Annotated in this window: 22 protein-coding genes; 9 read left to right on the top strand and 13 right to left on the bottom strand. The window is 73.6% G+C overall.

The genetic code is table 11. From position 1 onward, the window contains the following. Positions 1-5: 5 nt before the first annotated feature. From ACZ7EC_RS03965 to ACZ7EC_RS03955, 3 genes are all read left to right on the top strand, one after another. The gene (locus tag ACZ7EC_RS03965; RefSeq protein ID WP_471057466.1) at positions 6-1,055 is read left to right on the top strand and encodes an effector-associated domain 2-containing protein; all 1,050 of its coding nucleotides are present in this window, start codon (positions 6-8) and stop codon (positions 1,053-1,055) included. 126 nt (positions 1,056-1,181) lie between these two features. Next, positions 1,182-1,346, top strand: a complete 165-nt coding sequence (locus ACZ7EC_RS03960) for a hypothetical protein (RefSeq protein ID WP_397982923.1) — start codon at positions 1,182-1,184, stop codon at positions 1,344-1,346. Between the two features lie 36 nt (positions 1,347-1,382). Beyond that, positions 1,383-3,221, top strand: a complete 1,839-nt coding sequence (locus ACZ7EC_RS03955) for an HEXXH motif domain-containing protein (RefSeq protein ID WP_471057462.1) — start codon at positions 1,383-1,385, stop codon at positions 3,219-3,221. A gap of 64 nt (positions 3,222-3,285) precedes the next feature. On the opposite strand, the gene fxsT is transcribed toward ACZ7EC_RS03955, so the two are convergent. From fxsT to ACZ7EC_RS03940, 3 genes are all read right to left on the bottom strand, one after another. Next, a complete protein-coding gene (gene fxsT / locus ACZ7EC_RS03950; RefSeq protein WP_471057459.1) occupies positions 3,286-7,254 on the bottom strand; it encodes an FxSxx-COOH system tetratricopeptide repeat protein in 3,969 nt (1,322 codons plus the stop codon). Between the two features lie 272 nt (positions 7,255-7,526). Next, the gene (locus tag ACZ7EC_RS03945) at positions 7,527-9,011 is read right to left on the bottom strand and encodes a VMAP-C domain-containing protein (RefSeq protein WP_471057456.1); all 1,485 of its coding nucleotides are present in this window, start codon (positions 9,009-9,011) and stop codon (positions 7,527-7,529) included. A gap of 130 nt (positions 9,012-9,141) precedes the next feature. After that, positions 9,142-9,450 carry a trypco2 family protein gene (locus ACZ7EC_RS03940; protein WP_471057453.1) on the bottom strand — a complete coding sequence of 103 codons (309 nt, stop codon included), beginning with the start codon at positions 9,448-9,450 and terminating at the stop codon, positions 9,142-9,144. Between the two features lie 194 nt (positions 9,451-9,644). On the opposite strand from ACZ7EC_RS03940, the gene ACZ7EC_RS03935 reads away from it, so the two are divergent. Next, complete coding sequence (locus ACZ7EC_RS03935; RefSeq protein WP_471057450.1) at positions 9,645-10,307, top strand: chaplin; 663 nt, start codon at positions 9,645-9,647, stop codon at positions 10,305-10,307. 137 nt (positions 10,308-10,444) lie between these two features. Here ACZ7EC_RS03935 and ACZ7EC_RS03930 read toward each other — a convergent pair whose 3' ends face one another. The 5 genes from ACZ7EC_RS03930 to ACZ7EC_RS03910 form a co-directional block, all read right to left on the bottom strand. Then, positions 10,445-11,242 carry a COG4705 family protein gene (locus tag ACZ7EC_RS03930; RefSeq protein WP_471057447.1) on the bottom strand — a complete coding sequence of 266 codons (798 nt, stop codon included), beginning with the start codon at positions 11,240-11,242 and terminating at the stop codon, positions 10,445-10,447. A 103-nt stretch (positions 11,243-11,345) separates the two neighbouring features. After that, complete coding sequence (locus ACZ7EC_RS03925; RefSeq protein WP_471057862.1) at positions 11,346-11,873, bottom strand: NUDIX hydrolase family protein; 528 nt, start codon at positions 11,871-11,873, stop codon at positions 11,346-11,348. A gap of 16 nt (positions 11,874-11,889) precedes the next feature. Continuing rightward, positions 11,890-13,065: an amidohydrolase family protein gene (locus ACZ7EC_RS03920; protein ID WP_471057444.1), complete on the bottom strand. Its 1,176-nt coding sequence runs from the start codon at positions 13,063-13,065 to the stop codon at positions 11,890-11,892. A 2-nt stretch (positions 13,066-13,067) separates the two neighbouring features. Continuing rightward, on the bottom strand, positions 13,068-14,471 hold the full coding sequence (locus ACZ7EC_RS03915; protein WP_471057441.1) for a type I glutamate--ammonia ligase: 1,404 nt from the start codon (positions 14,469-14,471) through the stop codon (positions 13,068-13,070). Between the two features lie 81 nt (positions 14,472-14,552). Next, on the bottom strand, positions 14,553-15,350 hold the full coding sequence (locus tag ACZ7EC_RS03910; protein WP_471057438.1) for an SAM-dependent methyltransferase: 798 nt from the start codon (positions 15,348-15,350) through the stop codon (positions 14,553-14,555). A 180-nt stretch (positions 15,351-15,530) separates the two neighbouring features. On the opposite strand from ACZ7EC_RS03910, the gene ACZ7EC_RS03905 reads away from it, so the two are divergent. Continuing rightward, a complete protein-coding gene (locus ACZ7EC_RS03905; protein ID WP_471057435.1) occupies positions 15,531-16,385 on the top strand; it encodes a Cof-type HAD-IIB family hydrolase in 855 nt (284 codons plus the stop codon). Positions 16,386-16,501: 116 nt separating this feature from the next. Here the strand turns inward: ACZ7EC_RS03905 and ACZ7EC_RS03900 are convergent, their stop codons facing one another. From ACZ7EC_RS03900 to ACZ7EC_RS03885, 4 genes are all read right to left on the bottom strand, one after another. After that, positions 16,502-17,149, bottom strand: coding sequence for an endonuclease (locus ACZ7EC_RS03900; protein ID WP_471057432.1), 648 nt, complete (start codon positions 17,147-17,149; stop codon positions 16,502-16,504). Positions 17,150-17,175: 26 nt separating this feature from the next. After that, the gene (locus ACZ7EC_RS03895; protein WP_471057430.1) at positions 17,176-17,520 is read right to left on the bottom strand and encodes a DUF3140 domain-containing protein; all 345 of its coding nucleotides are present in this window, start codon (positions 17,518-17,520) and stop codon (positions 17,176-17,178) included. 59 nt (positions 17,521-17,579) lie between these two features. Then, positions 17,580-18,056 carry a Dps family protein gene (locus ACZ7EC_RS03890; protein WP_471057858.1) on the bottom strand — a complete coding sequence of 159 codons (477 nt, stop codon included), beginning with the start codon at positions 18,054-18,056 and terminating at the stop codon, positions 17,580-17,582. A 120-nt stretch (positions 18,057-18,176) separates the two neighbouring features. Further along, on the bottom strand, positions 18,177-18,986 hold the full coding sequence (locus ACZ7EC_RS03885) for an alpha/beta hydrolase (RefSeq protein WP_471057427.1): 810 nt from the start codon (positions 18,984-18,986) through the stop codon (positions 18,177-18,179). Positions 18,987-19,127: 141 nt separating this feature from the next. Between ACZ7EC_RS03885 and ACZ7EC_RS03880 the strand changes: the two genes are divergently transcribed. From ACZ7EC_RS03880 to ACZ7EC_RS03865, 4 genes are all read left to right on the top strand, one after another. Continuing rightward, positions 19,128-20,315 carry a thiolase family protein gene (locus ACZ7EC_RS03880; protein ID WP_471057424.1) on the top strand — a complete coding sequence of 396 codons (1,188 nt, stop codon included), beginning with the start codon at positions 19,128-19,130 and terminating at the stop codon, positions 20,313-20,315. A gap of 129 nt (positions 20,316-20,444) precedes the next feature. Beyond that, the gene (locus tag ACZ7EC_RS03875) at positions 20,445-21,953 is read left to right on the top strand and encodes a long-chain-fatty-acid--CoA ligase (protein ID WP_471057421.1); all 1,509 of its coding nucleotides are present in this window, start codon (positions 20,445-20,447) and stop codon (positions 21,951-21,953) included. A gap of 53 nt (positions 21,954-22,006) precedes the next feature. Further along, the gene (locus ACZ7EC_RS03870; RefSeq protein ID WP_471057418.1) at positions 22,007-22,789 is read left to right on the top strand and encodes a sulfite exporter TauE/SafE family protein; all 783 of its coding nucleotides are present in this window, start codon (positions 22,007-22,009) and stop codon (positions 22,787-22,789) included. Positions 22,790-22,883: 94 nt separating this feature from the next. Continuing rightward, positions 22,884-23,666: a cobalt-precorrin-6A reductase gene (locus tag ACZ7EC_RS03865; RefSeq protein WP_471057855.1), complete on the top strand. Its 783-nt coding sequence runs from the start codon at positions 22,884-22,886 to the stop codon at positions 23,664-23,666. On the opposite strand, the gene cobF is transcribed toward ACZ7EC_RS03865, so the two are convergent. After that, positions 23,623-24,396, bottom strand: a complete 774-nt coding sequence (gene cobF / locus ACZ7EC_RS03860) for a precorrin-6A synthase (deacetylating) (protein ID WP_471057414.1) — start codon at positions 24,394-24,396, stop codon at positions 23,623-23,625. The genes ACZ7EC_RS03865 and cobF overlap by 44 nt on opposite strands. Positions 24,397-24,471: the final 75 nt, after the last annotated feature.

The raw sequence follows: 24,471 nt of genomic DNA, 5'->3' as shown, positions 1-24,471 counted from the left end.
CGGACGTGAGGGGACCGGGGGAAGAGGGACTGGACGCGGCGCGGGTCGCCGAGGTGCTGGTGCCGGGGACGCCGGGGCGGCGCGGGTCCGGGTACCGGGTCGGCGACGGCCATGTGCTGACGGCCGCCCATGTCGTCACGGGGACGACGGCCGTACGGGTACGGTTCGACGCCGACCGGCCGGGGGAGTGGAGCGCCCCCGCACGCGTCGTGCTCTCGGCGGGGGCCGCCGACGTCGCGCTGCTGGAGATCGAGGACGTACCGGCGGACCGCGGCGGCGCCGCACCGCCGCGCTACGCCGCCGTACCCGACGCGGACGTGGTGCTGCCCTTCAGCGCGATGGGCTTCCCGCGGTTCAAGCTCCGGGAGAGCGGGGGCGGGGGCGCGCTCGGCCGGTTCCGGGACTCCTGCCATGTCACCGGCACCGTCTCCGTCCTGTCCAACCTCCGCGAGGGCACCCTGGAACTGGCCGTCGCCGCCCCGCCCGCCGACCCCGAGCCGCACCGCTCCCCCTGGGAGGGCATGTCCGGCGCGCTCGTATGGTGCGGCGGCGCGGTGATCGGCGTGGTGAGCGCCCACCACCGGGCCGACGGGCTCGGCAGACTCGCGGCGGGGCGGGTGGAGCGGTGGTACGAGTCGCTCACCGCCGCCGAGTCGGACCGCCTCCAGCGATACGCCGGCCTTCCCCCGCGCCCCGCGCTCGGCCTCGCCGACGGCGTCGAGGGGCGCCGCCCGGCCGTCGGTCTCACGGGACTCCCCGGGGACCTGCCGCTGCGCGAACTCGCGGAGCTGGTCGACGCGTTGACCGCCGTACCGGCGCTGCGCGGCGGCAACGGCATGGGCCTCGTGCTGGACAGCATCAGTGACCGGGTGGCGGCCAACAGCCCCCGCGACCCCCGGCTGCGCATGGACGTCTACGGCATCGTGCGCACCTGCCTGCGCTATCCGGGCACCCTCGATCAACTCCTGGAAGCGGTACGGCTGCTGGAGGGCCCCTCGCCCGAAGTGGACCGGGTGGACGGCGCGGCGGCCCGGCTCGCCCGGTTTCACGGCTGACTCGATCTCGCGGCGCCGCGAGGCCGCAGGGTTGCGGGCCGTGCGGCGCTGGGTCATGCTGGTCAAGGCACTGATAGTGCATAACTGGTAGGTACGGGAGGGGACTTGGCAGCCGTGGAGCATCCGATGCCTGCCGTCGAGTCCGGTCTCGTCGATCTCTCGGGCATCTCCCTCGAAGCACTGCGCTCCATGGACGGCGGGACATTCACCGAGTCCCTGGAGCAGCTGCTGCACCATATCGACGGGCCGCAGGCCATCACGCTGTCGTACAGCCCGTCCCGCTTCGACTGACCGACGAGGTGATCAGCAGGGTGCTGTGGGGGACACGTGGCCGCTGACGCCACGCCGACGGGGGAACAACTGCCGTACCACCGGCTCTCGGCAACCGCTCTGCGGGCGCTCGCGGCCGGCGAGGGCGACGGCACGGTCATCGCGGAACTGCTGCGCGCGGAACGCAGCCGCCGGCTCCTGCTGCTGCGGGCGCTGCGCAACGCGGCCCGCCCCGGCGACACCGGCCCGGACGGCACCGACGCCTTCGCGCAGGGCTGGGACCTGCTGGAACGCGTCCAGCGACACGCTCCCGAGGTGTGCGAGGACCTGCTGATGTCCCCGAACACCGGCATGTGGGTCTCGCTCGCCGTGCGCCGGATCCGGGGCCGGGTCTACGAGGACGCGCCGCACTGGGTGGTCATGGGCCATCTCGCCGCCCTCGCGGCCGCCGCCGCGGCCCGCGCCGGACTGGACTTCGGCATCACCGTGCCCGTGCGCCACGGCCTGGTCCCGCTGCCCACGCTGGGCTGCGCGGTCCTCGCCACCCCCGGCCCGTGGGGCACCGCGCAGGTCACGGGGCGCGCCGGCCGGGTGCGTGTCACCGGTGCGGACGGTGCCGTGGAGGTACCCGCCGACCCGGAGCGGCGCACGCGGGACTGGATACCGGTGCGCCGGACGACGCTGGGAACCGGGGGACGGGCGAAGCACCTGGTGCTGGAGGAACTGGACCCGTACCGCACCTTCCCGCACCCCAGCGAGCCCAGCCTGCTGCCCCCGGCGGAGGCGGCGTACTGGGAGTCCTCGCTCGCCGCGGCCTGGCAGGTGCTGCTGCGCGACGATCCGGAGAGCGCCGACGCGATGCGGCGGGGCCTGCTGTCGGTGGCGCCCACCCCCCGGAGAGAAAGGTTTCGGCCGCATAGCAGCACGGCGGGGGACGCCTTCGGCGGCGTCACCGCGTCCCGCCCCGACGACGTCCCCCAGCTCGCCGCGACCCTCGTACACGAGTTCCAGCACACCAAGCTCGGCGGACTGATGCACCTGGAGCCGCTGACCGAGGCACCGGCGGCCCCCGAGCCGCCCGAAGCCCTGCTCTACGCCCCCTGGCGCGACGACCCGCGCCCGCTCGGCGGACTGATCCAGGGCATCTACGCCTTCTTCGGCGTGACCCGCTTCTGGCGCGCCCACCGGCACACCGCCGACCCCGCCTACGCCCCCCTCGCGCACTTCGAGTTCGCGCTGTGGCGCACCCAGGTGTGGGCCACCCTGAACGCCGTGGGCGGACACGAACGGCTCACCCCGCTCGGCCGCTACGTGGTCGGGTGCCTCACCGAGCGCTGCGCCGCCTGGATGGCCGACGAGGTGCCCGAGGCGCCGCTGCGCCTGGCCGAGGAAGCAGCCGCCGACCACCGCGCCCGCTGGCGCGCCCACCACCTGCGGCCGCCGGAGCAGGCCGTCGAGGAAGCGGTCCGCGCCTGGCAGCAGGGCGCCCCGGAACCGCCGCCGGTGCTCACCGCACGGCCCCTCCTGGTCCCCGACCCCGAGGTCCGCTTCTCGGACAGCACGGCGGTCCTGGCCCGGCACCACCTCGGCGATCCCGGCGGAACCTGGCGGCGCCCCGGCGGCGTCGACGGCGCGGACCCGGCCGAACTGCTGCTGCTCCACGGTGAACACGCCGCGGCCCGCGCCGCGTTCGCCGCCCGGCTGTCGGCCAAGGGGGCACCGGCGTCCGCCTGGGCCGGCCTCGGCCGGGCTCTCGCGGCCGACCCCGGCCACCAGGCCGCCGCCGGACTCCTGCGCCACCATCCCGAGCGCGCCCGCGCCGTCCAGGACGCGCTGGAGGCGAGGACCGGGCGCCGCGCGGACCCGGTACGCCTGGCGGCCTGGCTGGGGGCGTGAGGCGGTACGGCCCGGCGGACGGCCGTGGGGGGGCCCGCCGCTTCGGCGCGGCCCCCGCACCGCGTCACAACGGCAGCGGATCGATGTCGCAGTTGGCCCGCCCGCGCTCCCTGAACTGCACCGTCGCCGGGTGCCGCGTCCCCGAGTCCGACTGGAGGCGCGGGGCGTCCAGGACCCGCTCCATGCGGGCCAGGGTGTCCTCGCGCAGCGCCCTGCACTCGGCGTCGGCACCGGTCGCGAGCAGGTCCAGGGACAGGTTGGCCGCGCAGGCCAGCGTGGTCGGGTGGTCCTCGCCGAAGGACTCCCGGCACCGGGCCAGCGTGTCCTCGCCGCGTCCCCGCGCCTCCTCGTGCCGGCCCACGGCGGCCAGGTCGCTGGCCAGGTTGATGGCGCAGACGAGAGCCAGCGGATGCCCCGCGCCGAGCCGGTCGGTGAGCGAGGCCAGCGCCGCCTCGTCCAGCCGCCGCGCCTCCTCGGGCCGGCCCAGCAGCCGCAGGGTGACGGCGAGGTCGATGTCCGCGGACAGGACGTGCGGGTGGTGCGGGTCGTAGATCTGCCGGTACCCCTCGCAGGCCTTCACGCCCCGCGTCCGGGCCGCCTGGAGGTCGCCGTTCTGCCGCAGCGCGATCGACAGGGCCAGCGCGGAGGCCAGCGACTGCGGGTGCGTCTCGCCGTAGCGGCGGGTGAACTGGGCGTGCGCCTCGGTGGCCAGCTCCAGCGACCGCGCGTGGTCGCCCGCCTTGCGGTACGCCTCGCTGAGCTGGCGCTTGGCCTCGACCGTGGTCGGGTTGTCACGGCCGAACACGTCCTGGCAGGCGCTGAGCACGGACTCCTGGAGGGCGCGCGCCCCGATGTAGTCCCCCGTCTCGCGGGTGTCGATGGCGACGTGGTTCTCGGAGTGCAGGGTCCGCCGGTCCTCGCGGCCGTACAGCCGCATCTTCAGGCTCAGGGTGCGCTGGTCGAGTTCCATCGCCCCCTGGAAGTCACCGACCAGACGCAGGCTCACACAGAGGTTGTGCGCGATGTTCAGCGTGGTCGGGTCGTCCTCGCCGAAGGCCCGGTGCGCCCGGTCGTACGCGATCCGGTCCAGCTCGGCGCCGGTGGCGAACCTGCCCTCCACGCGCCGTACCGCCGCCTCCAGCTGGAGCGCGTCGAGCGCGTCCTCCCGGTTGTCCTCGCCCTCCGCCGGAGCGGTGCGCTCGTACACCTCCCGCAGATGGCTCACCAGCCGCGCCGCGTCGTCGAACCGGCCCACCACCCAGTACATGAAGCAGAGCCACTGCCCCATCAGCAGGGTCTGCTGGTCCTCCTCGCCGAAGATCTCCAGCCAGGACGTCCACGCCTGCTCGGAGAAGTCGAGCGACACCTCGTGGTCGCCCCACCAGTACAGGTACTCGGCGATGTTGCGCACGAGCTGCCGGACCCAGGGCTGGTCGGACTTGACCGCCCCGGCGGCGATGACATGGCTGTACAGCTCCGCGTACCGGGGCCAACTCGCCGCTTCCATCGGCGCCTTGGGGTCGGCGGCGGCCAGCAGGGTGTGCGCGCCGTGCCGCATCCGGGCCTGTTCCTCGGGCGACATGCGGTTGTTGAGGACCAGCTGCACCAGGCGGTGCATCTCGATGGAGTTCGTCCGGTGGTCGATCCGCGCCAGCGAGTACCGGTTGACCTCCCTTATGGCGCGGGCCAGCCGCATCGGGTCGTTCAGCGCGGCGTCCAGCTCCGGGAAGATGCTGCTGTTGCCGAGGCCGGAGAAGATCGAGCGGGAGATCGGGTCGGGCGCGAAGTAGGAGCACAGCTGGAGCAGGCGCAGGGCCGCGGGGCTGCGGGTCTCCAGGTGGTCCAGGGACACGTTCCAGGCGGCGGCGACGGGGAGCTGGTAGTCCGGCGGCGGGGCCACCTCCAGCAGCTCCATGCGCTTGTTCTCGAACAGCCGCAGGTACTCCGACGCCGGCATCCCGGTCTCGGCCCGCCAGGCCGCGGCCTGTTCCAGGGCCAGCGGCAGATCGCCGAGCGCCTCGGCCAGCGCGTCGGCCTCCTCCTCCCGCAGCGGCGGCCCCGAACGGCGCAGCAGCTCCTTGCTCTCCTCACGGGTGAACACGTCCACTTCGAGGGCGCCGCCCACCTGCCCCCAGCGCCGGTTGCGGGAGGTGACGAGGATGGTGCCGTGGCCGCCCTGCGGGAAGTAGTGGCGCACCTGTTCGGGGTTGTCGGCGTTGTCGAAGATGAGCAGCCAGCGCGCGTACGGCCGGCCCTCGCGCAGCGCCTCCCGCACGGCCGGGCCCGCGATGTTGGCCTCGGTGGTGGTCACCAGGCCCAGCCGCTGGGCCAGTTCCACCAGCGCCTGGCCGATCTGTCCGGGCCGCTCGGAGGGGATCCACCACACGATGTCGTACTCGGACTGGTGCCGGTAGGCGTACTCGATCGCGAGCTGGGTCTTGCCGACGCCGCCCATCCCGTGGATTGCCTCCGGCAGCACCGTGGTGGTGCCCTCCCGCAGCCGCTGGTCGAGCAGCTCCAGCAGCTCGTCGCGCCCGGTGAAGTTGGGGTTGCGCGGCGGCAGGTTCCCCCAGACGCGCGGCTGTGCGGTGCGCTCTCCCTCCACGGCTTCCTGAGGCGGTGTCGGCATCGATGAGGCTCCTTCGGAAACGGTCCGGGATTCCGGCCCGGCGGCGGGTCCGTCCGCACCGGAGGCCGGGGCGGTCGGCTCGGATCCCGTGGATGTGCGGCGCGTCTTGTCCAGGGTGAACTTCTCCAGGCTGACCGCGTAGCGCCGATCGTGCCAGCTCAGCACCTTGGCCAGCATCGCGGCGCGCTGGTCGTAACGCCCCGACAGGGCGCGCAGCGCGGTCAGCTCCACCCGGAAGAAGGTGATGTTGCGTCTGTTGACGCTGGGCATCGCCAGCGTGTCCAGCGGTTCGTCGGGAGCGGGCAGCGGGGAACGGGTCGACTCGTCCCCGGCCAATAACGCCCGGACGTCGTACAGCACCCGCGCGGTCGCGCTGCGGCGGCCCAGCGCCAGCAGTTCCTCGCGGACGTCGGGCGCGAAGTCGAACACCACGTCCGTCGGGCCGTCGCCGCGCGCCGGTACGGGCCGTACCAGACCGCTCATCAGCAGTTCGGAGACGTGCACCGGGCCCGCCTGCGGGGTGGCGGCGACGAGCGCCCGGATGACGGGCAGGCTCAGCGGCGCGGCGGCCAGCCGGGTGGCCAGCGTGAACGCCGTGGGGCTGGCCGCGGCCCGGAAGTCGGAGACCCGTTCGGCGGCCGGCACCGGGCTGTGCGGATCGGGCACGTCCTGCGCCCACGGCAGGGCACGCGCCGCGTCGGGCCTGCTTTTCCACTCGCGCGCCTGCACGGCGGCCAGATCCAGCCACTCGGACTCGGCGCCGGACACCAGCCGGAGCAGCACGGCCGCCCACCGCCCGGACAGCGCCAGCACGGGTACGACGACCGGGACGGCCGCCGCCTCCCCGTCCGGCCCGCCGTCCGTCCGCGAACCGGCCGGCGCCTCGCGCTCGGCCCAGCTCCAGGTGCTGTTGGCGGCCCACGGGCGCGGGGCGCGGACGCGCACCCGGTACACGTCGAGCCCGGTGCGGAACCACAGGTGCGGGGGGAGCAGCTGCACCACGGCGACCGGCTGCGCGCGCCCCCACGCCCGCAGCAGCGGATGCACGGTGCCCAGGCGCCAGCCGGTGGCGATGCCGTCGGTCAGCACCAGGACCACCCGGCGCACGCCCGCGGCCGGCGCGCCCAGCGGCTCCTCGGTGCGCGCCTGCGCGGGATCCGTCTCGTCGGTCCCCAGCAGCCGTACCAGCCGCACCCGGACGAAGCGCCCGGAGCGCTCCAGCTCCCCGGCCAGATCCTCCTCGACGGCCTCGTCCCACACCCGCATCGTGGGATGCGCGTCGACGACGAGCACGGCCTCCACCGGCCGGGGTCCGTCCTCGCGGCCGAGCCCGCTCAGCACACGGGCGGCCTCCCGGCGGACCCGCGCGGCCCTGGCCCCTCGCTGTTCGTCGTCATCGTGCATGGGTGCTCTCAAGGCGCCGTAGTGACGGTGAGAGTGCGGTGGAGTCCCGCAGACTCCAGGCATGCGTGACATCCACGCACCAAGCCTCGCAGCGTGGGCACCCCCGAAGCAAGGACGCACGGAAGCACGCGGACGGTGTACGCCGCAGCACGGCGGAGGCAGGGCGGCGGACCCGGAACGGACGCGGGCCGGTGGAATCACGCTGGTGCATGTCGGGCACCCCACTCACAACGCGCGGTCGGTCGGTGGACACGGGGACCCGGCCGGCCGCCTCACGGCTTCACCGGCACGTGCGCCGGCCCCGGCGGCTCGGGCTTGCGTTCCGGATCGTCGAGCAGGATCGCCAGATGGCGCCCCACATGGTTGTCCCACCCCTCCGGCCCCATGGCCAGTGCCTCCTTGCGCCAACGTCCGGTCCGCTCCAGCAACCCGGCCAGCCCCCGGTCCTGCACGATCTCGGCCACCGCCTCCTTGAAGGCGGGATCCGAGCAGTCGCCGCGGTGCCAGATCATGGCCGGAACACCCGCCCTCAGCCCCGCCAGATACTCCTGGCGGCTGGTGGCGGAGTCCGTGCCCGGCGGCTCGCTGAGCACCAGGCAGACGGCCTGCTCGTCCTCCTTGAGCTCCCGCTCCAGATGGAAGTGCGAGTGGCCGGGGCGGTTCCAGTACGAGTGCGTCTCCGCCGGACGCTCCTTGAACTGGCGCCACTTGTTGTGCCAGGTCCGGTGCCAGGCCGCCTTGCGCAGCCGTTCGAAGCTGCGGATCAGGACCGTGTAGTCCATCACCAGGGGAGTGGGCGAGCCGGAGGCCGCCTCCTTGTGCCACCACTCGACAGGTTCCCCCAGCAGTTCCCACGGAAGGATGAATTCGAGTACGACGGGTTGCCGCAGGTCCGACCAGCGTTCCTCGGTCTGCTCGATGAGCGTGTCCACCTCGGCCGGCAGATCGTCGCGGTGCAGATGCAGCGTCTCGCCCGGCACCGGGTGCCAGCTCTCCGCGTCCGACTGGCGCCAGTGCGAAAGGTAGTACCGGTCGGGATCGACCCCGTCCGGCTCGAACTGGATCATCAGATAGGCGGGCATGAGCGAGGCCGGCTGATCGGTGATGCTGTCGCGCTGCCACTCGGCCATCTGGTCCTCGAAGCCCCAGACGCGGGCCTGCCTGCGGTTCCAGCGGCGCAGCCGCTCGGCGGCCTCCCGCAGCCCGTCCTCGGCCAGTTGGTCCGCGGCCAGCGACAGGAACGCCATGCTGACGGGCAGTTCACGCGCCGCCGAGTTGCCGCCGGCCAGGCGTAAGAACACCGCCCAGCCCGTGTCGCACCAGGGCGGCAGCTCCTGGGTGCGGGAGCGGCTCGCGCGGCGCGCCATCGCCGCGAGCGCGGCCGCGGAGCGCAGTTCCGTCAGGTCCGGGCGGAGCGGGTGCAGATCGGCGCCGTCGAAGAAGTCGACCGCCTCCCACTCGTCCACCAGACGGCGCAGCGCCAGCACGGTGACGGACTGCTCCTCCACATAGCCGAGGCAGCGCACCAGACAGGGCAGCCCGTCGGGGACCCGCGCGCACACCTCCACGAGCTGGAGCAGATACGGGCGCAGCGTCCTGTTCTGCAACGGCTCGACGGGTGTGCCCAGTTCCTGGCTCAGCATGGTCACCAGCAGGTCGGCACTGGCCGGGTGCCGCAGGGTGGCCGATGCCTGGAGCACGTCGACGACGCCGGCCACCAATTCGTTGCGAACCCGCGCGGGGTTCCGCCCTTCCACCCCCGTGACCTCCGATCGTCACCTGCCGCCGGTTCTCTCCCACCGGCGGTGCCGACCAGCGTACGGCCACCCGTCCCGCCCCGTCAGGGTGTCGGGACCGCGCGGGGGCCGCCCGCCTCGGCGCTGCGTGTCAGCGCTCTCCCGCTTCTTCCTCCCCCGAGATCAGCACCTTCACGTGTGTTCCGTCCGGGGCGACGAGTTTCGGGTGCAGCGTGAGGCGGATCCGCTGGGTGCGCGAGGACTCCGACTGCCCCTCGGCACCGGCCTCCACCACCCAGAACCGCACCTTGCCGCCCGCTCCGCCCCGGCGGCTCACCACGACGTCCGCCTCGATCTCGACGGTCCCGAGCTCCAACCGCACGGCCCCGGCCGGTCCTTCGGTCAGGGCGGTGTTCAGCTCCTGGCCCAACTCCCTGATCATTTCCGCCAGTTCGATCACATGGCGATCCTATCGGCGCCCTCGTGATATCAACAGCCGAACACCCCGGAGAGCGGCGATCGTGGCATATACCGGCCGAATGATTGACAAGCCATAACCCACCTGTTTTTCCCCGCGTTTACCTCCGCGCGGGCGAGTGCCCGCGATCAAGTCTGGAAGGCAGGGAACCTATGAAACGGGTTACCCGAAACGGTGTGATCGCCCTCGCGGCCGCCTCGGGCGCGATCGCTGTGGCGGGGCCGGTGTACGCCGACTCCACGGCGGACGGTGCCGCGGTCGGCTCACCGGGGCTGATCTCCGGCAACGGGATCCAGCTGCCGGTACACGTCCCGGTGAACCTGTGCGGGGACACGGTGGACGTGGTGGGGCTCCTCAACCCCGCGATGGGCAACAGCTGCGCCAACACGGGCGGCGGCGGCACCACCAGGGGCGGCGCCGCCAACGGGGGCGGGGCCGCGGCCGCCTCGGCGGAGAAGGGTTCGCCGGGCGCCGTGTCCGGCAACGGCATCCAGCTGCCGGTCGATCTGCCGGTGAACATCAGCGGCGACAGCGTCAACGTGGTGGGGCTCCTCAACCCCGTCTTCGGCAACCACGCCGAGAACACGTCGAGCACCCACGCCACGCGGCCGGTGACGCCCCCGCGGGTCACCCCGCCGACGCACACCGCGCCCCCGGCCCACCCGCACGTACCGCCCGCGCACACCGTCCCGGAGCCGTCCGCGGCGGTGCACCAGCCGGCCGGCACCCTCGCCCACACCGGCGCCGACGGCACCCTCACGGCCGCCTTCGCGGGCGCCGCCTCGCTGGTCGGCGGCGCGGCCCTGTACCGGCGCTTCCGTCCGGGAGCGATGGGCTGATCCGGATCGTATGACATGACCAAAGGGCCCCGCGGAACACGTTCCGCGGGGCCCTCCGCACGAGTGGTCTTCCCTCAACTGCCCTGCCGCCGGTGGCCATATCGCCGGCGTGCCGGCGCAAGCGGTCCCGGCGACCGTCAGGCGGCGGCCCGGCTGTCCCGCCGCGACACCGCGAGGAACGCCACGAACGCGACGATGGCCACGGTCCACGACAGCGTGACCGGGCCCAGTCCCCAGTCGAGGCCGCCGCGCCCGGTCGGAAGGGCCATCCAGTCCGCGAGGGAGGCGCCGAGCGGGCGCGTGATGACGTACGCCGCCCAGAAGGCGGTCACCGCGCCGAGGACGCCGCCGCGGTGGGCGAGGGCCGGGACCGCGATGGCCACCGCGAACAGGACGGCCGAGCCCAGGTATCCGAGGCCGATGCTCGCGCTCAGGTCGCCCGCCGCGGTGCCCAGGGCGAAGGTGGCGAGCACGGCCGCCCAGTAGAAGACCTCCCGGCGGCGGGTGCGCACGGTGTGGATCGACAGGGTGCGCTCACTGGCGTACCAGAGCGCGAACACGGCCGCGAGGGCGACGAGAAAGAGCGGGGTGGACAGGGTGTACGGCACGCCGAGGCCCACATGGAGCACGTCCGCGGCCATGGTGCCGAACACGCTGACCATGACGATGGCCGTCCAGTAGATCCACGCCACGTACCGGCGCACGGCGAACTGGAGCGCGATCGCGGCGGCGAACGCGAGGCCGCCGAGACCGACCGCGGGGATCGGGCCCAGCACCTTGGCCAGCAGGTCGGAGGCGGTCTCGCCCATGCCGGTGGTGAGGACCTTGATGATCCAGAAGTAGACGGTGACCTCCGGCACCTTGCTCGCGCCCTCCCGCAGGCGCGCGTGCATGCGGCCATCGGGCCGGTGATCGAGGACGTGCTCTGTGCTCATGCCTCGCACCCTCGCATGCGCGACGGACCCGCCCCCAGCCTCCTTTGCCATTGTTTTTGCGGCTTCTCGTGCGGTTGTTGTCCGCGTCTTACCGAATCCGGGCTCAGTACACCAGGCCCACATGGGCCAGCGCCTGCTTCAGCAGCGCGCCGTGGCCGCCCGGCATCTCGCTCTGCAGCACCTCCGAGGCCGCCTCCTGGGGGCTGAACCACTCCAGGTCCAGGGCGTCCTGGCGGGGCCGGCAGTCGCCGGTGACCGGGACCACGTAGGCGAGGGACACCGCGTGCTGGCGCGGGTCGTGGTACGGGGTGATGCCCGCCGTCGGGAAGTACTCGGCCACGGTGAAGGGCTGGAGCGAGGCCGGGATCCGGGGCAGGGCCACCGGGCCGAGGTCCTTCTCCAGATGGCGCAGCAGCGCGTCGCGGACCCGCTCGTGGTGCAGCACCCGTCCGGAGACCAGGGTCCGGCTGACCGTGCCGTCCGGGCCGATGCGCAACAGCAGTCCGATACTGGTGACTTCGCCGCTGTCGTCGACCCGCACGGGCACGGCCTCCACGTACAGGATCGGCATCCGGGCCCTGGCCATCTCCAGCTCGTCCGTGGTCAGCCAGCCGGGCGTGGTCTCGGTCATGTCAGACATTGCTTGATCATACTTTCCGGGTGGGGCGGCCGCGGGGGTCGCGGGCCGGTTCGGATACGGGCGGTCCATAGAGCCGGCGGGCGTTGTCGCGGCCCGTCCAGGATGCGATCCGCAGGGCGTCGGACAGGGACAGCTCATCGGCCTCCACGCGCTCGTGCAGCAGCTCGGCGAGGCCCCGGCGGAAGCACAGGGCGCCCAGGTGGTGGAACTCCGCCACGCCGCAGGCGTCGGAGCTGTACAGCAGTTTGCGGAACGGGGTGATCTCCAGAGCCTCCGCCAGCACCGTCCGCGCCCGTGTGGGACCGGTGTGGTGCAGGGCGAGCCCCACGTCCAGGTACACCCGCTCGAACACCGCCGCCAGATAGGCGGCCTGGCGGTGGTAGGGCCAGCAGTGCAGCAGCAGCACGGGGATGGTGCCGGCGACGCGGTGCAGCCAGTCGGTGAGCAGCGCGGGGTCCGCCCGGTGCAGCCGTACGTCCGCGTCCCCGAAACCGGTGTGCAGCTGGAGCGGTAGCCCCAAGTCGACGGCCAGCCACAGCAGTTGCCGTACCAGGACCGGGTCCGCCAGCCGGCCCCCGGCGGCGAGCCAGCGCTGCGCGGCCGCGGTCACCTCGGCGTCCGCGGGCCGCCGCGGGTCGAGGGCGAACCCGGTGCGGTAGGCGGCCACCGACTTCACCGCCACCACCCCCGGCCGCCGCACCGCCTCCTCGGCGGCCGCGCGGAGGACGGCCGTGTACTCGTCCGCCTCCACGCCCCGCGCGGCCACCTCCTCGGCGATCCGCTCCAGGCGTACGACCTCGCAGGCGGCGGCACCGGACGCCGCGGCCAACTCGGCGGGGGAGGTGAGCGGTCGGGGGGAGTACCCGGTGTCCACGCAGAACACCCCGACACCGGCCGCCGCCAGGAACCGCCGGTTCACCTCCCGCCACCCCAGCTCCGCGCGCCGGGCCGCGTACGCCTCCGGCGGCGCGTGCCGGGGCAGGTCCAGCAGGGGCGCGCAATGGCGTCGTACGGCGATGCCCACCGGGCTGTCGAAGGGCGAGACACCGGGCCATGCCTCGCCCTCGGTGAGCAGCGACTCGAACTCCCCGAAGGACAGGTCGGCCGTCGCCGCGCCGTGGCAGTGGTGGTCCACCAACTCCAGTGCGGCCAGCGCCTCGTGGACGGGACCGGCGGACGCCATGGTCAGTACGCCCAGCGGTAGGCCGCCGCCACCCGCGCGTCGTCCAGCCCCTCGGCGGCGGCCGCCTCCCCGAGCCGTACGGCGCTCACCGCGTCCGCGAGGACCGGGCCGAGCGCGGCCCGCAGCACCTCGTCCGCGCGGAACTCCGCCACCGCTTCCGGCAGCCTGGCCGGCAGCCGTCGTACGCCGAGCCTCGCCGCCTCGTCCGCGCCGAAGCGTGCCGGGTCGCCGGTGATCTCCGCGGGCAGCGGGCGCCCGGCCGCGAGCCCGTCGAGTCCCGCGGCGATCAGACAGCCGAGCACCAGGTACGGGTTGGCGGCCAGATCGACGGGTTTCACCTCCAGGTTGGCCTCCTGCCGCTGCCGGCCCGCGCTGCCGGTGACCAGCCGCAGCGCCGCCTCACGGGTCTCGTGGCCCCACGCGGTGAAGACGCCCGCCCACTGGGCGGGCCGCAGCCGCAGATAGCTGGCCGGGCTGGGCGCGTTGATCGCGGTCAGCGCGGGCAGCCGGGCCAGGATCCCGGCCGCGAAGGACTCCGCGCCGGGCGTCAGGCCGTAGCGGCCCGCGCCGCCCGCGTGCAGGTTGACGCCGTCGCGCCAGCAGGACAGGTGCACATGGCCGCCGTTGCCGACGCTCCCGGCGAGGACCGCGGGGGAGAACGACACCCGCAGGCCGTGCCGCAGGGCCACCGCCCGGATCGTCTGGCGCACCAGCACGCTGCGGTCGGCCGCCGCCACCGGGTCCAGGGCGCCCGCCGACAGCTCGAACTGCCCGGCCGCGTACTCGGGATGGACCTGGTCGACGTCCACGTCCTGGGCGTCCAGCGCGCCCAGCAGATCGGCGAGGTAGTCGCCCAGCTCCACCTGGCGGATCGCGCCGTACGCCGGTCCGGACACCGCCGGCACGAACTCCCCGGCGGGCGCCGAGCCGAGCCCGAGCGCCCACTCGATCTCGAACGCCGCCTTGAAGGCCAGCCCGTGCCGCTCGGCCGCCTCGGTGACCATGCGGCGCAGGAAGGTGCGGGCGCAGCCGGGGTGCCGCTCGCCCTCCTGCGTGATCCGGTCCACCGGCGCCCATGCCCAGCCGGGCTGCCCGGCCAGCGCCACCAGCTGGTCCAGATCGGGGTAGAGCCTGAGGTCCCCGTCGGGGGAGCCGAGGACATCGGTGCTGACGATCGAGTCGTCGGCCAGGAAGGTGTCGAAGACCGGGGACATTCCCACGCCCCAGGAGACGGCGGCCTCCAGCCGGGCCGTGGGGACGGTCTTCACGCGGGTGACGCCCGCGGTGTCCACATACGCCAGCACGATGCCGCGCACGTCCTGCGCGGCCAGCGTGGTGGTCAGCGCGGCGACCCGGCGCAGATCGGCCGGACGGCCGCCGGGCACGGGGTCGGCGAGAGTGGTCATACATGTCCTTTGCGGGCGGGGCGCGGTGGGGGAGGGCGGTTCAGGCGGAGGCCCCGGGCGGGGGGAACCGCTCCGGCGGGGTCAGCGCTTCACCGCGACCGCGCCGAGCTGCGGGACCGGGGCGGCGTCCGGTCCGGCGCGCCACTGGGAGCAGGGCACCAGGCCCGGCTCCACCACTTCGAGGCCGTCGACGCCGTCGAGGAAGGAGGCGATCTCGGCGCGGCTGCGGGCGGTGATCGGCGGGGTGGCGTGGGCGTTCCAGAACTCCATCGCGGCGGCGTTGCCCGCGCCGCCCACCTCGGGGTCGGTGGTGGGATGGGTGAGCACCAGATGGCTGCCGGCGGGCAGCGCGCCCATGAGCCGCCGCACGATGCCGAGGGCCTCCCCGGTGTCCAGCACGAAGTTGAGGATGCCCAGCATCATCAGGGCGACCGGCCGCTCCAGGTCGAGCGTGTCGGCGGCGCGCCGCAGGATGGCGTCCGGGTCGTGCACATCGGCGTCCACGTAGTCCGTGACGCCCTCGGGAGAGCTGGTCAGCAGCGCGCGGGCGTGCACCAGCACGATCGGGTCGTTGTCCACGTACACGACCCGTGACTCGGGGGCGATGCGCTGGGCGATCTCGTGGGTGTTCTCCACGGTCGGCAGGCCGGTGCCCACGTCCAGGAACTGCCGGACGCCCTGTCCGGCGGCGAGGTGGCGCACCGCGCGCGCGAGGAACCCCCGGTCCGCGCGGGCCACCTGCCGGATCACCGGGAACATCCCGGCGACCCGCTCGCCGACCCGCTGGTCGACCTCGTAGTTGTCGCGGCCGCCGATCCAGTAGTTCCACACCCGCGCGTTGTGTGCCACGGACGTGTCCAGCCGCGCTCCGGTGGTCACAGCGTCACGTTCGGTCACGTCGTCTGCCCCTCTCCCGTGCGGGTGCCCGCCGTCATTGTGCCGCCGGCCGATCGCGCTGTCCCGTGAACCGCGCGCGGTCGGCGGTTCGGGGCGGTTCGGGGACGTTCCGGCCCATGAGGGACACTGGACGGGTACCCTGACCCCGGCCGGAAGCAGGACATGTCCGCCATACCCACGCCCCTCCTCGACATACCGGGCCTCCCGGCCGGTCCCGCGGACATCCGGCTGATCGTCACCGACATGGACGGCACCCTGCTGGACGACGACAAGCGGATCCCGTCGGGTCTGTGGCCGATGCTCGCCGAACTGCGCGGGCGGGGGGTGCTGTTCAGCCCCGCGAGCGGCCGTCAGTACGCCACGCTGGCGCGGCAGTTCGCGGATGTCGCCGAGGGTATGGTCTTCATCGCCGAGAACGGCGCCTATGTGGTCCGCGACGGTGCCGAACTCGGCTCCGTCCCGCTGGAGCGCACGGCCGCGACGGGGGTCGCCGGGGCGGTACGACGGCTCAACGCGGCCGGCGGCGACGCGGGCGCCGTGGTCTGCGGCAAGCGCGCGGCCTACGTGGAGCGGAGCGACGAGGCGTTCCTCGCTGAGGTGCGCCGCTACTACGTCGAGCACCGCGTCGTCGACGACGTCACCGCGGTGGACGACGACTTCGTCAAGGTCGCCGTCTACGACTTCCACTCCGCCGAAGGGTCCGCCGCCCCCGCGCTCGCCCCCTTCGCCGCCACCCACCAGGTGGTGGTCTCCGGGGAACACTGGGTCGACGTCATGGCCCCCGCTGCCAACAAGGGCACCGCGCTGCGCGCCCTCCAGCGGACCCTGGGCATCACCCCCGCCCAGACCATGGTCTTCGGCGACTACCTCAACGACCTGGAGATGCTGGACGCGGCCGACTGGTCCTTCGCCATGGCCAACGCCCACCCGGCCGTGGTGGCGCGCGCCCGCCACCTGGCCCCGTCCAACAACGAGAACGGCGTCCTGCGGACCATCAGCCGGGTGCTCGGCCTGTAAGTCCCGGACGCGCGGGGCCGGTTCGCCGGATGACGGCCGGTGCGGGCGATGGACGTCGGCGGCGACACCGGCGGTGGCACCCGCAGCAACCCGGCCGTGGTCCCCGCGCGGCACGGTCAGGCGGCGCGCCGGAGGCAGTCCTCGGCCACGTCCTTGTCGAGCGCCGCCCGCACCAACGCGGCGGCCAGTACGGCCGGTTCGGTGTCGCCGGCCAGTTTCGTCAGCTTTTGGGGGTCCTTCGGAAGACCGAGCCGGTCCGCGCCGTCCAGCGCCTTGCCGTCCAGATACGGGCCGACCTCCGGCCACACGCGCTGTGCCTCGCGCAGGAAGATGTCGGCGCCGGCCGGGCCGATCCCCGGCTCCTCCTGGAGCAGCCGCTTCAGCTTCCCCGTGTCGCCGTGCGCCTCCTCGCGCAACCGCCGCAGGTCACCGCCCCAGCGCTCGGCCAGCAGCTCGGCGCCGTCGCCGAGCTGGGTGGCGGTCCGCTCGTCGTAGCGCCGGTAGCCGCCCCTGCCCAGCGCGTCGACCCGGCGCTGCCAGTCCGCGTCGGCCATCCGACGCGGACTGTCCAGCCGGTCCTCGTGCAGGGCACGGGCGGCGGCCACCGCCACCGAGGCCCGGATCCGGGCGCTGAGCAGCAACGACAGCACCAGCAGCCGGTACAGCGGCTGCGGCGTGTCCGCGAGCTTGATGCCCGCCTCCTCGGCGTACGTCCGCCCGTGCGCGGACACCAGCTCCCGTACGACGCGTTCGTCCCGGTTCATGCCGCCACTCCTCGCCGCGGTGGGCGTCAGGGCTTGAGCGGATCGTGGCCCAGCGTCATCAGCCGGTGCCGCCGCCGGGTGTCCTCCGGCGCCGTCTCGGGCTCCGGCTCGTTCTCCATGTCCACCAGGTCACCGACGGTGTCGACGACCTTGTACATCACGCGGACGTCGTCGTCGGTGAGATCGGTGCGGCGCTTCTGGAGGATCGCGAGAACGTGCCGGCCGGTGGCGGTACCCGCCTCGTCGGGCAGCGGCTCCGTGCTCTCCTCGGCGTCGCGGACCCTGAGCCAGGCCGCCAGCTCCGCCGAAGTCATGTTCACCACGCGGTGGAAGTCCTCCCACAGCGCCTCGGTCTCCAGGGCGTCGGCCATCAGGCTCTCCTTTCCCTCGGAGTCTCCTCGGAGTTTTCCTCGGATCCCTGGCACGGGTGTCAGTGCGACTGGTTCTCCGCCGCGAACATCCACCGCTCCTTCTCCAGATCGGCGGTGATCGCGATCAGCAGGTCCTGCGTCACCGGGTCCGGCTCGTCGGTGGCCGCGATCCGCTCGCGCAGCCGCACGATGGCCGTCTCCAGGGCGGAGACCATCAGCTCGACCACGTCGGTGTCCTTCAGCCAGCCGTCCTTGGCGCCGGGCAGCGCGAGAGTCGCGGCGATCGTCTCGGGCCGTCCGTCCGGCGACACGCCCAGCGCGGCGGCACGCTCGGCGACCGTGTCGGAGTGGGCACGGGCGGTCGCCACCACCTCGTCCAGCTGAAGGTGGATCGAGCGGAACCGGGGGCCGACGATGTTCCAGTGCGCCTGCTTGCCGATCAGCGACAGGCCCAGCAGGTCCACCAGGGTGTCCTGGAGCGCGGTCGCCGTGATCTTGAGTGCCTTCTCCGGCAGCGTGCTTTTCACCACGGTCATGGTGCGTGCGTCCCCTTCCATGGAGCTTGATCTCGTCCGAAAAGGCGGGTGCCCCGCGCCGGGGGGACGCAAACAGCCCTGCTCAGCGCCTTGGCGCCGGGTCTTGACAGGCGCCTGGCCTCAGCGCTCCAGCACCCGGTCCAAGAACCGCGTCACCTCCGCGAACGCCTCGTCCTTCACCGTCTCGTGGAACACCTCGTGCCGCGCGCCGGGGAAGATCCGCTCGGTGAGCGCGCCGCCGGCGAGCCGTTCGACGCCGGGCCGGCTCCCGGACAGCGGCACCAACCGGTCGTCGTCGCCGTGCAGCCACAGCACCGGCAGCCCGCCCACGTCACCGCCCCCGGCCACGGCGTCCAGGGCCCGGACGAAGGCCTGGAGGGTCGGCCGTTTCATCGGTCCGTGCCAGACCAGCGGATCGGCGGCGTACGCGGCGCCCACCGCCGGATCGCGGGAGAGCGCGCCCGGACTGATCGGGGTGTCCGGGATCTCCGGCAGCGCCAGCAGCCGCCCCGGCAGTTCCCAGTCGCCGATCACCGGCCCGGACAGGATCAGCGCCGCCGGCTCCGTGCGGTGCAGCTGGGCGTAGCGGGCCGCGATCAGCCCGCCCATCGAGTGGCCCACCAGGACCAGCGGCAGCCCCGGATGCGCCGCGCGGGCGAGCCGGGCCACGTGGTGCACATCGGCGACCACGTCCTCGAAGTCCTCGATCAGCACCCGCTCCCCGGCCGACCGGCCGTGCCCCATATGGTCGGGCGCGTACACGGCGGCGCCCTGGCCGGTGAGGACGGCGGCGAGTCCGTCGTACCGGCCCGCGTGCTCGCCGTACCCGTGCACCAGCAGGGCGAGGAAGCGGGGGGCGGGATGCGGCCAGGCGCGGACGGCGAGTTCGCCGCGGGTGCCGTCGACGACGTGCGCGCGAACGTGGGGCATCTCTCCTCCAACTGCCTCGGTACGGTCCGGGAGGATCTTCCCAGTGGCCCGCCTCCGGGTCTATAGTCCAAAACTAGCAGTGCTAATTAAGTGCTGTTCCGGTCCGCTGATCCACACCGTCGTAGGTCAGGAGTCGAAGCCGTGCGTCCCGTCCACTTCGCGGCAGCCCGCCGTACCCCCATCGGCAAGCTGCGCGGCGCCCTCTCGCCCGTCCGGCCCGACGACCTGGCGGCGGCCGTGATCCGCCGGCTGGTCGCCGACGTGCCCACGCTCGACCCCGCCCGGATCGACGACGTCTACTGGGGCGCCGCCAACCAGGCCGGCGAGGACAACCGCAACGTCGCCCGGATGGCCGTCCTGCTCGCGGGCCTGCCCGAGTCCGTGCCCGGCGCCACCGTCAACCGGCTGTGCGCCTCCGGCCTCGAAGCCGTCACCACGGCCGCCCGCACCATCGCCGCGGGCGAGGCCGACATCGTGATCGCCGGCGGCTCCGAGTCCATGAGCCGCGCCCCCTTCGTGCTGCCCCGCCCCGACGAGGCCCTGCCGCACCGCATGGAGACCGCCGACACCCGGCTCGGCTGGCGCCTGACCAACCCCGCGATGAAGGACCTGCACGGGGTGCTCGCGATGGGCGAGACCGCCGAGGAGGTCGCCACCCGGTACGGCATCTCCCGTGAGCGGCAGGACGCGTTCGCCCTGCGCAGCCACCAACTCGCCGCCGCCGCCCGCAAGAACGGCCTCTTCGCCGACGAGATCCTGCCCGTCGAACGCCCCGACGGCATCGTGGTCGAGCAGGACGAGTGCATCCGCGAGGACACCTCCCTGGAGAAGCTGGCCCGCCTCAAGCCGGTCTACCGCGCGGGCGGCACGGTCACCGCGGGCAACACCTCGCCGATGAACGACGGCGCCGCCGGCCTGCTCCTGGTCAGCGAGGAAGCCCTCGGCGAACTGGGATTGGAGTCACTCGGCCGGTATGTCGCCGGTGCCTCCGCGGGCGTCCACCCCGACGTCATGGGCATCGGGCCGGTGCCCGCCACCCGCAAGGTCCTCGCGCGGGCCGGCTGGCTCGTCGGCGACCTCCAGGAGGCCGAGCTGAACGAGGCGTTCGCCGCCCAGGTCCTCGCCTGCGTCGACCAGCTCGGCATCGACCCCGAGCTGGTCAACCCCACCGGGGGCGCCCTCGCCCTCGGCCACCCCCTCGGCTCCTCGGGCGCCCGCATCCTGACCACCCTGCTGCACCGCATGCGCCGCACCGGCGCCGAACGCGGACTCGCCACCATGTGCGTGGGCGTGGGCCAGGGCAGCGCGGTGCTGGTCGAGAGGGACTGACCACCGTCCGACGGCCCTGACAGCCATCCGACGCGGGCGGCCCCCTTGCCACGGGGGATTCCCGCCGAAGGACGATCGTACGAGCGGCCCGGCGCGCCGGGCCGCAGCAAGGAAACGGAGCCGCACCCCATGGCAACTCTGTCCGTCGCCGCCATCCTGGCCGAGAACGCCAGGCGCCGCCCGGCCCACACCGCACTCGTGGAAGGGGAGCGGCGGCTGAGCTTCGGCGAGGCATGGCAGGCGGCGCTGGCCGGGGCGGGCGCGCTCACCGGCCTCGGCGTACGCCCCGGCGACCGGGTCGCCCTCATGGCCCCGAACACCACGGAGTTCCCGCTCGCCTACTACGCCATCGCCGCGGCCGGCGGTGTCGTCGTCCCCGTCCATCTGCTGCTCTCGCCGACCGAGATCGAGCACGTGCTCAAGGACAGCGGCGCCACGCTGCTCCTCGTCCACCCGGCGCAGGCCCCGGCCGGCCGGGCCGCCGCCGACGCCCTCGGCGTCCGGGCGGTCACCCTGGGCGCGGAGTTCGACGCCCTCGCCGCCGCGGCCGAGCCGCTGCCGGCGTACGTCACACGGGCCGCCGACGACCCGGCCGTGATCCTCTACACCAGCGGCACCACCGGCATCCCCAAGGGCGCCGTGCTCAGCCACTTCAACCTGGTGATGAACGCGACGGTCAGCGCCTTCGACGCCAACGACGTCCGCCCCGACGACATCGCCCTGGGCGCGCTGCCCCTCTTCCACGCCTTCGGGCAGACCGTCTCGCTCAACGCCACCTGGCGGGCGGGCGCCACGCTCGTACTGCTGCCCCGCTTCGACGCGGCCCGCGCGATCGCGCTGATGGCGAAGGAGAAGGTCAACACCTTCCACGGCGTGCCCACCATGTTCGTCGCGCTCGCGGCGGCCGCCGCGGACGCCGGCACGCTGCCCGAGCTGCGGGTGTGCATCTCCGGCGGCGCCTCGCTGCCCGTCGCCGTCCTGGAACGGTTCGAGGCCGCGTTCGGCGCGCGGATCTACGAGGGGTACGGCCTGTCGGAGACCTCGCCGACCGCCACCGTCAACCAGCCCGTCTTCGGCACCAAGGCCGGCACCATCGGCCACCCGCTGTGGGGCGTCGACGCGGAGATCGCGCGCGCCGACGTGGAGGGCCGGATCGAACTCCTGCCGCCCGGCGAACTGGGCGAGGTCGTCATCCGCGGCCACAACGTCTTCTCCGGCTACCTCGGCCGCCCGGAGGCCACCGCCGAGGTCCTGGTCGACGGCTGGTTCCGCACCGGCGACCTCGGCACCAAGGACGAGCAGGGCTTCCTGAAGATCGTCGACCGCAAGAAGGACGTCATCATCCGCGGCGGCTACAACGTCTATCCGCGCGAGGTCGAGGAGGTCCTGGTACGGCACCCCGGCATCGCCCAGGTCGCCGTCATCGGCCTGCCCGACGAGCTGCACGGCGAGGAGATCTGCGCGATCGCCGTCCCGGCACCCGGCGGCGCCCCCGACCCGGCCGCCGTCATCGAGTGGTCCAAGGAGCACCTGGGCCGCCACAAGTACCCGCGGCGCGTGGAGTTCACCGAGGAGCTGCCGCTCGGCCCGAGCATGAAGGTGCTCAAGCGGGAACTGCGCACGCGGTTCGCGGGCTGACGGCCCGAGGGCTTTGTGCGGGGCCGGTGCTCATGCATAGCATCGGCCTCCGCATGAACATGATGACGCACTGGCACATATCCGGCTGGGAGTTCGCCGCCCTCGCCCTCGCGGCCCTCCTGGTGGGCTTCTCCAAGACCGCGGTGAGCGGCGCCAACACCATCAGCCTCGCCGTGTTCGCGGCGATCCTGCCCGCCCGCGCCTCCACCGGCATCCTGCTGCCCCTCCTGATCGCCGGTGATGTGCTGGCCGTCCTCACCTACCGGCGGCACGCCCACTGGCCCACCCTGTGGCGGCTGTTCCCGGCCGTCGCGGTCGGCGTGGTGATCGGCACCCTGTTCCTGATGTGGGCCGACGACGGCGTCGTACGGACCTCGATCGGCGCGATCCTGCTGCTGATGACCGGCCTCACCCTGTGGCGCCGGCGCAGCGAGAGCACGGGCGCGGACGACGCCGCGCCGGACGCGGTGACGACCCGCGCAGGCCGCCTGAAGGCCCGCTCCTACGGCGTGCTCGGCGGGTTCACCACGATGGTCGCCAACGCGGGCGGCCCCGTGATGTCCCTGTACCTCCTCTCCGCCGGCTTCCGGAAGCTGGGCTTCCTCGGCACCTCGGCCTTCTTCTTCCTCATCGTCAACGTCTCCAAGGTCCCCTTCAGCGCCGCCCTCGGCCTGATCGACAGCCGCTCCCTGCTCCTCGACGCCGCGCTCGTCCTGTTCGTCGTCCCCGGCGCGCTGCTCGGCCGCTGGGCCGTACACCGGATCAACCAGCGCCTCTTCGAACGGCTGGTGATCGCGGCGACGGTACTGGGCGGCATCCAACTCCTCGTGGGCTAGGGCCACCTCGTAGGCTCGTCCCATGTCTCCGCAGCCCGCCCGGCCACCGCGGTCCTCGCCGTCCTCGGGGCCCGGCCCGGCCCCGCGCCCGCCGGTGCCCCGGCACGTCCTCGTCCTCGGCGGTACCGCCGAGGCCCGCCGTCTCGCCGCCGCGCTGGTCGCGCACCCCGCCGGGATCCGGGTGACCACCTCCCTGGCCGGGCGCACGGCCCGGCCGGACGCGGTGCCGGGGGAGATGCGGACCGGGGGCTTCGGCGGAGCCGAGGGACTGGCCCAGTGGCTGCGGGCGCACCGGGTGGACGCGGTCGTGGACGCCACGCATCCGTTCGCCGCCTCGATCACCGCCCACGCGGCCCGCGCGGCGGCGGCCACCGGGGTCCCGGCGGTCGTGCTGCGCCGCCCCGGCTGGCGTCCCGCACCGGGCGACCGCTGGTACGACGTCCCGTCCCTGGAGGCGGCCGCGGACGCGCTGCCCGGACCGGGCGGCCGGGTCTTCCTCACCACCGGGCGCCTGGGCCTGGCCGCCTTCGCCCACCTGGCCGACCGGCACTTCCTGGTCCGCTCGGTGGAACGGCCGGGCCCGCCGCTGCCGCCGCACACCGAAGTCCTGCTCGCCCGCGGCCCGTTCACCCTCGCCGGCGAGCGGGAACTGCTGCGCGTGCACCGCATCGACGTGCTGGTCACCAAGGACAGCGGGGGCGAGGCCACGGCGGCGAAACTCACGGCCGCCAGGGAACTCGGGCTGCCCGTGGTGGTCGTACGCCGCCCGGCGCTGCCCGCAGGGGTGACCGCCGTACCCGACGTGACGGCCGTGCTGCGGTGGCTGGACCCGGCTACCGCCGGTCGGGGTTGCGGCGCAGCAGATACGTGTCCATGATCCACCCCTTGCGCTCCCGCGCCCGGGCCCGCACCCGCTCGATCTCCGGGCCGGCCTCGGCGAGCGGACCGGAGACGAGGATCTCGTCCGGGGTGCCTATGTAGGCGCCCCAGTAGATGTCGATGTCCTCGTCCGCGTACCGCCGGAAGGCCTGGTGGGCGTCGAGCATCACCACCACGTCGTCCACCCCCTCCGGGAAGCCCTCGGCGAGCCGCCGCCCCGTGGTGATCTGCACCGGCCGGGCGACCCGGTTCAGACCGGTGCGATGGCGGGCGACCAGCGCGGAGACACTGCTGACACCGGGCACCACGTCGTACGCGAACACGACCGAGCCCCGCTCCAGCACCTCCTGAAGGATCCCGAGCGTGCTGTCGTACAGCGCGGGATCGCCCCACACCAGGAACGCGCCGGTCTCCTCGGGACCCAACTCCTCGGCGATCAGCCGCTCGTAGATACCGGCGCGGGCGCTGCGCCAGTCCCCGACGGCCGGTGAGTACGCCGATCCGCCCGCCGTGCGGTCCCGCTCCGGATCGCGGGCCTCGACCACCCGGTACGACCCCTCGGGCAGATGCGCGTCGAGTATGTCCCGGCGCAGCCGGGTGAGATCGCTTTTCTCCTCGCCCTTGTCGAGCAGGAAGAACACATCCGTGCCGCGCAGCGCCCGCACCGCCTGGAGGGTCAGCTGCTCGGGGTCGCCCGCGCCGATACCGATGACATGAATCTCTCGCACGCCACCGAGTCTGCCGTACGCCACTGACAACGCGTCCACCGCCTCCGGGCGGTTGGCCACCGCACGGCACCGGCA

The sequence above is a fragment of the Streptomyces sp. NPDC037203 genome (assembly GCF_055605065.1).
Note: the sequence above shows the minus strand (reverse complement) of the source record. Positions and strands in the feature narration are given on the sequence as shown.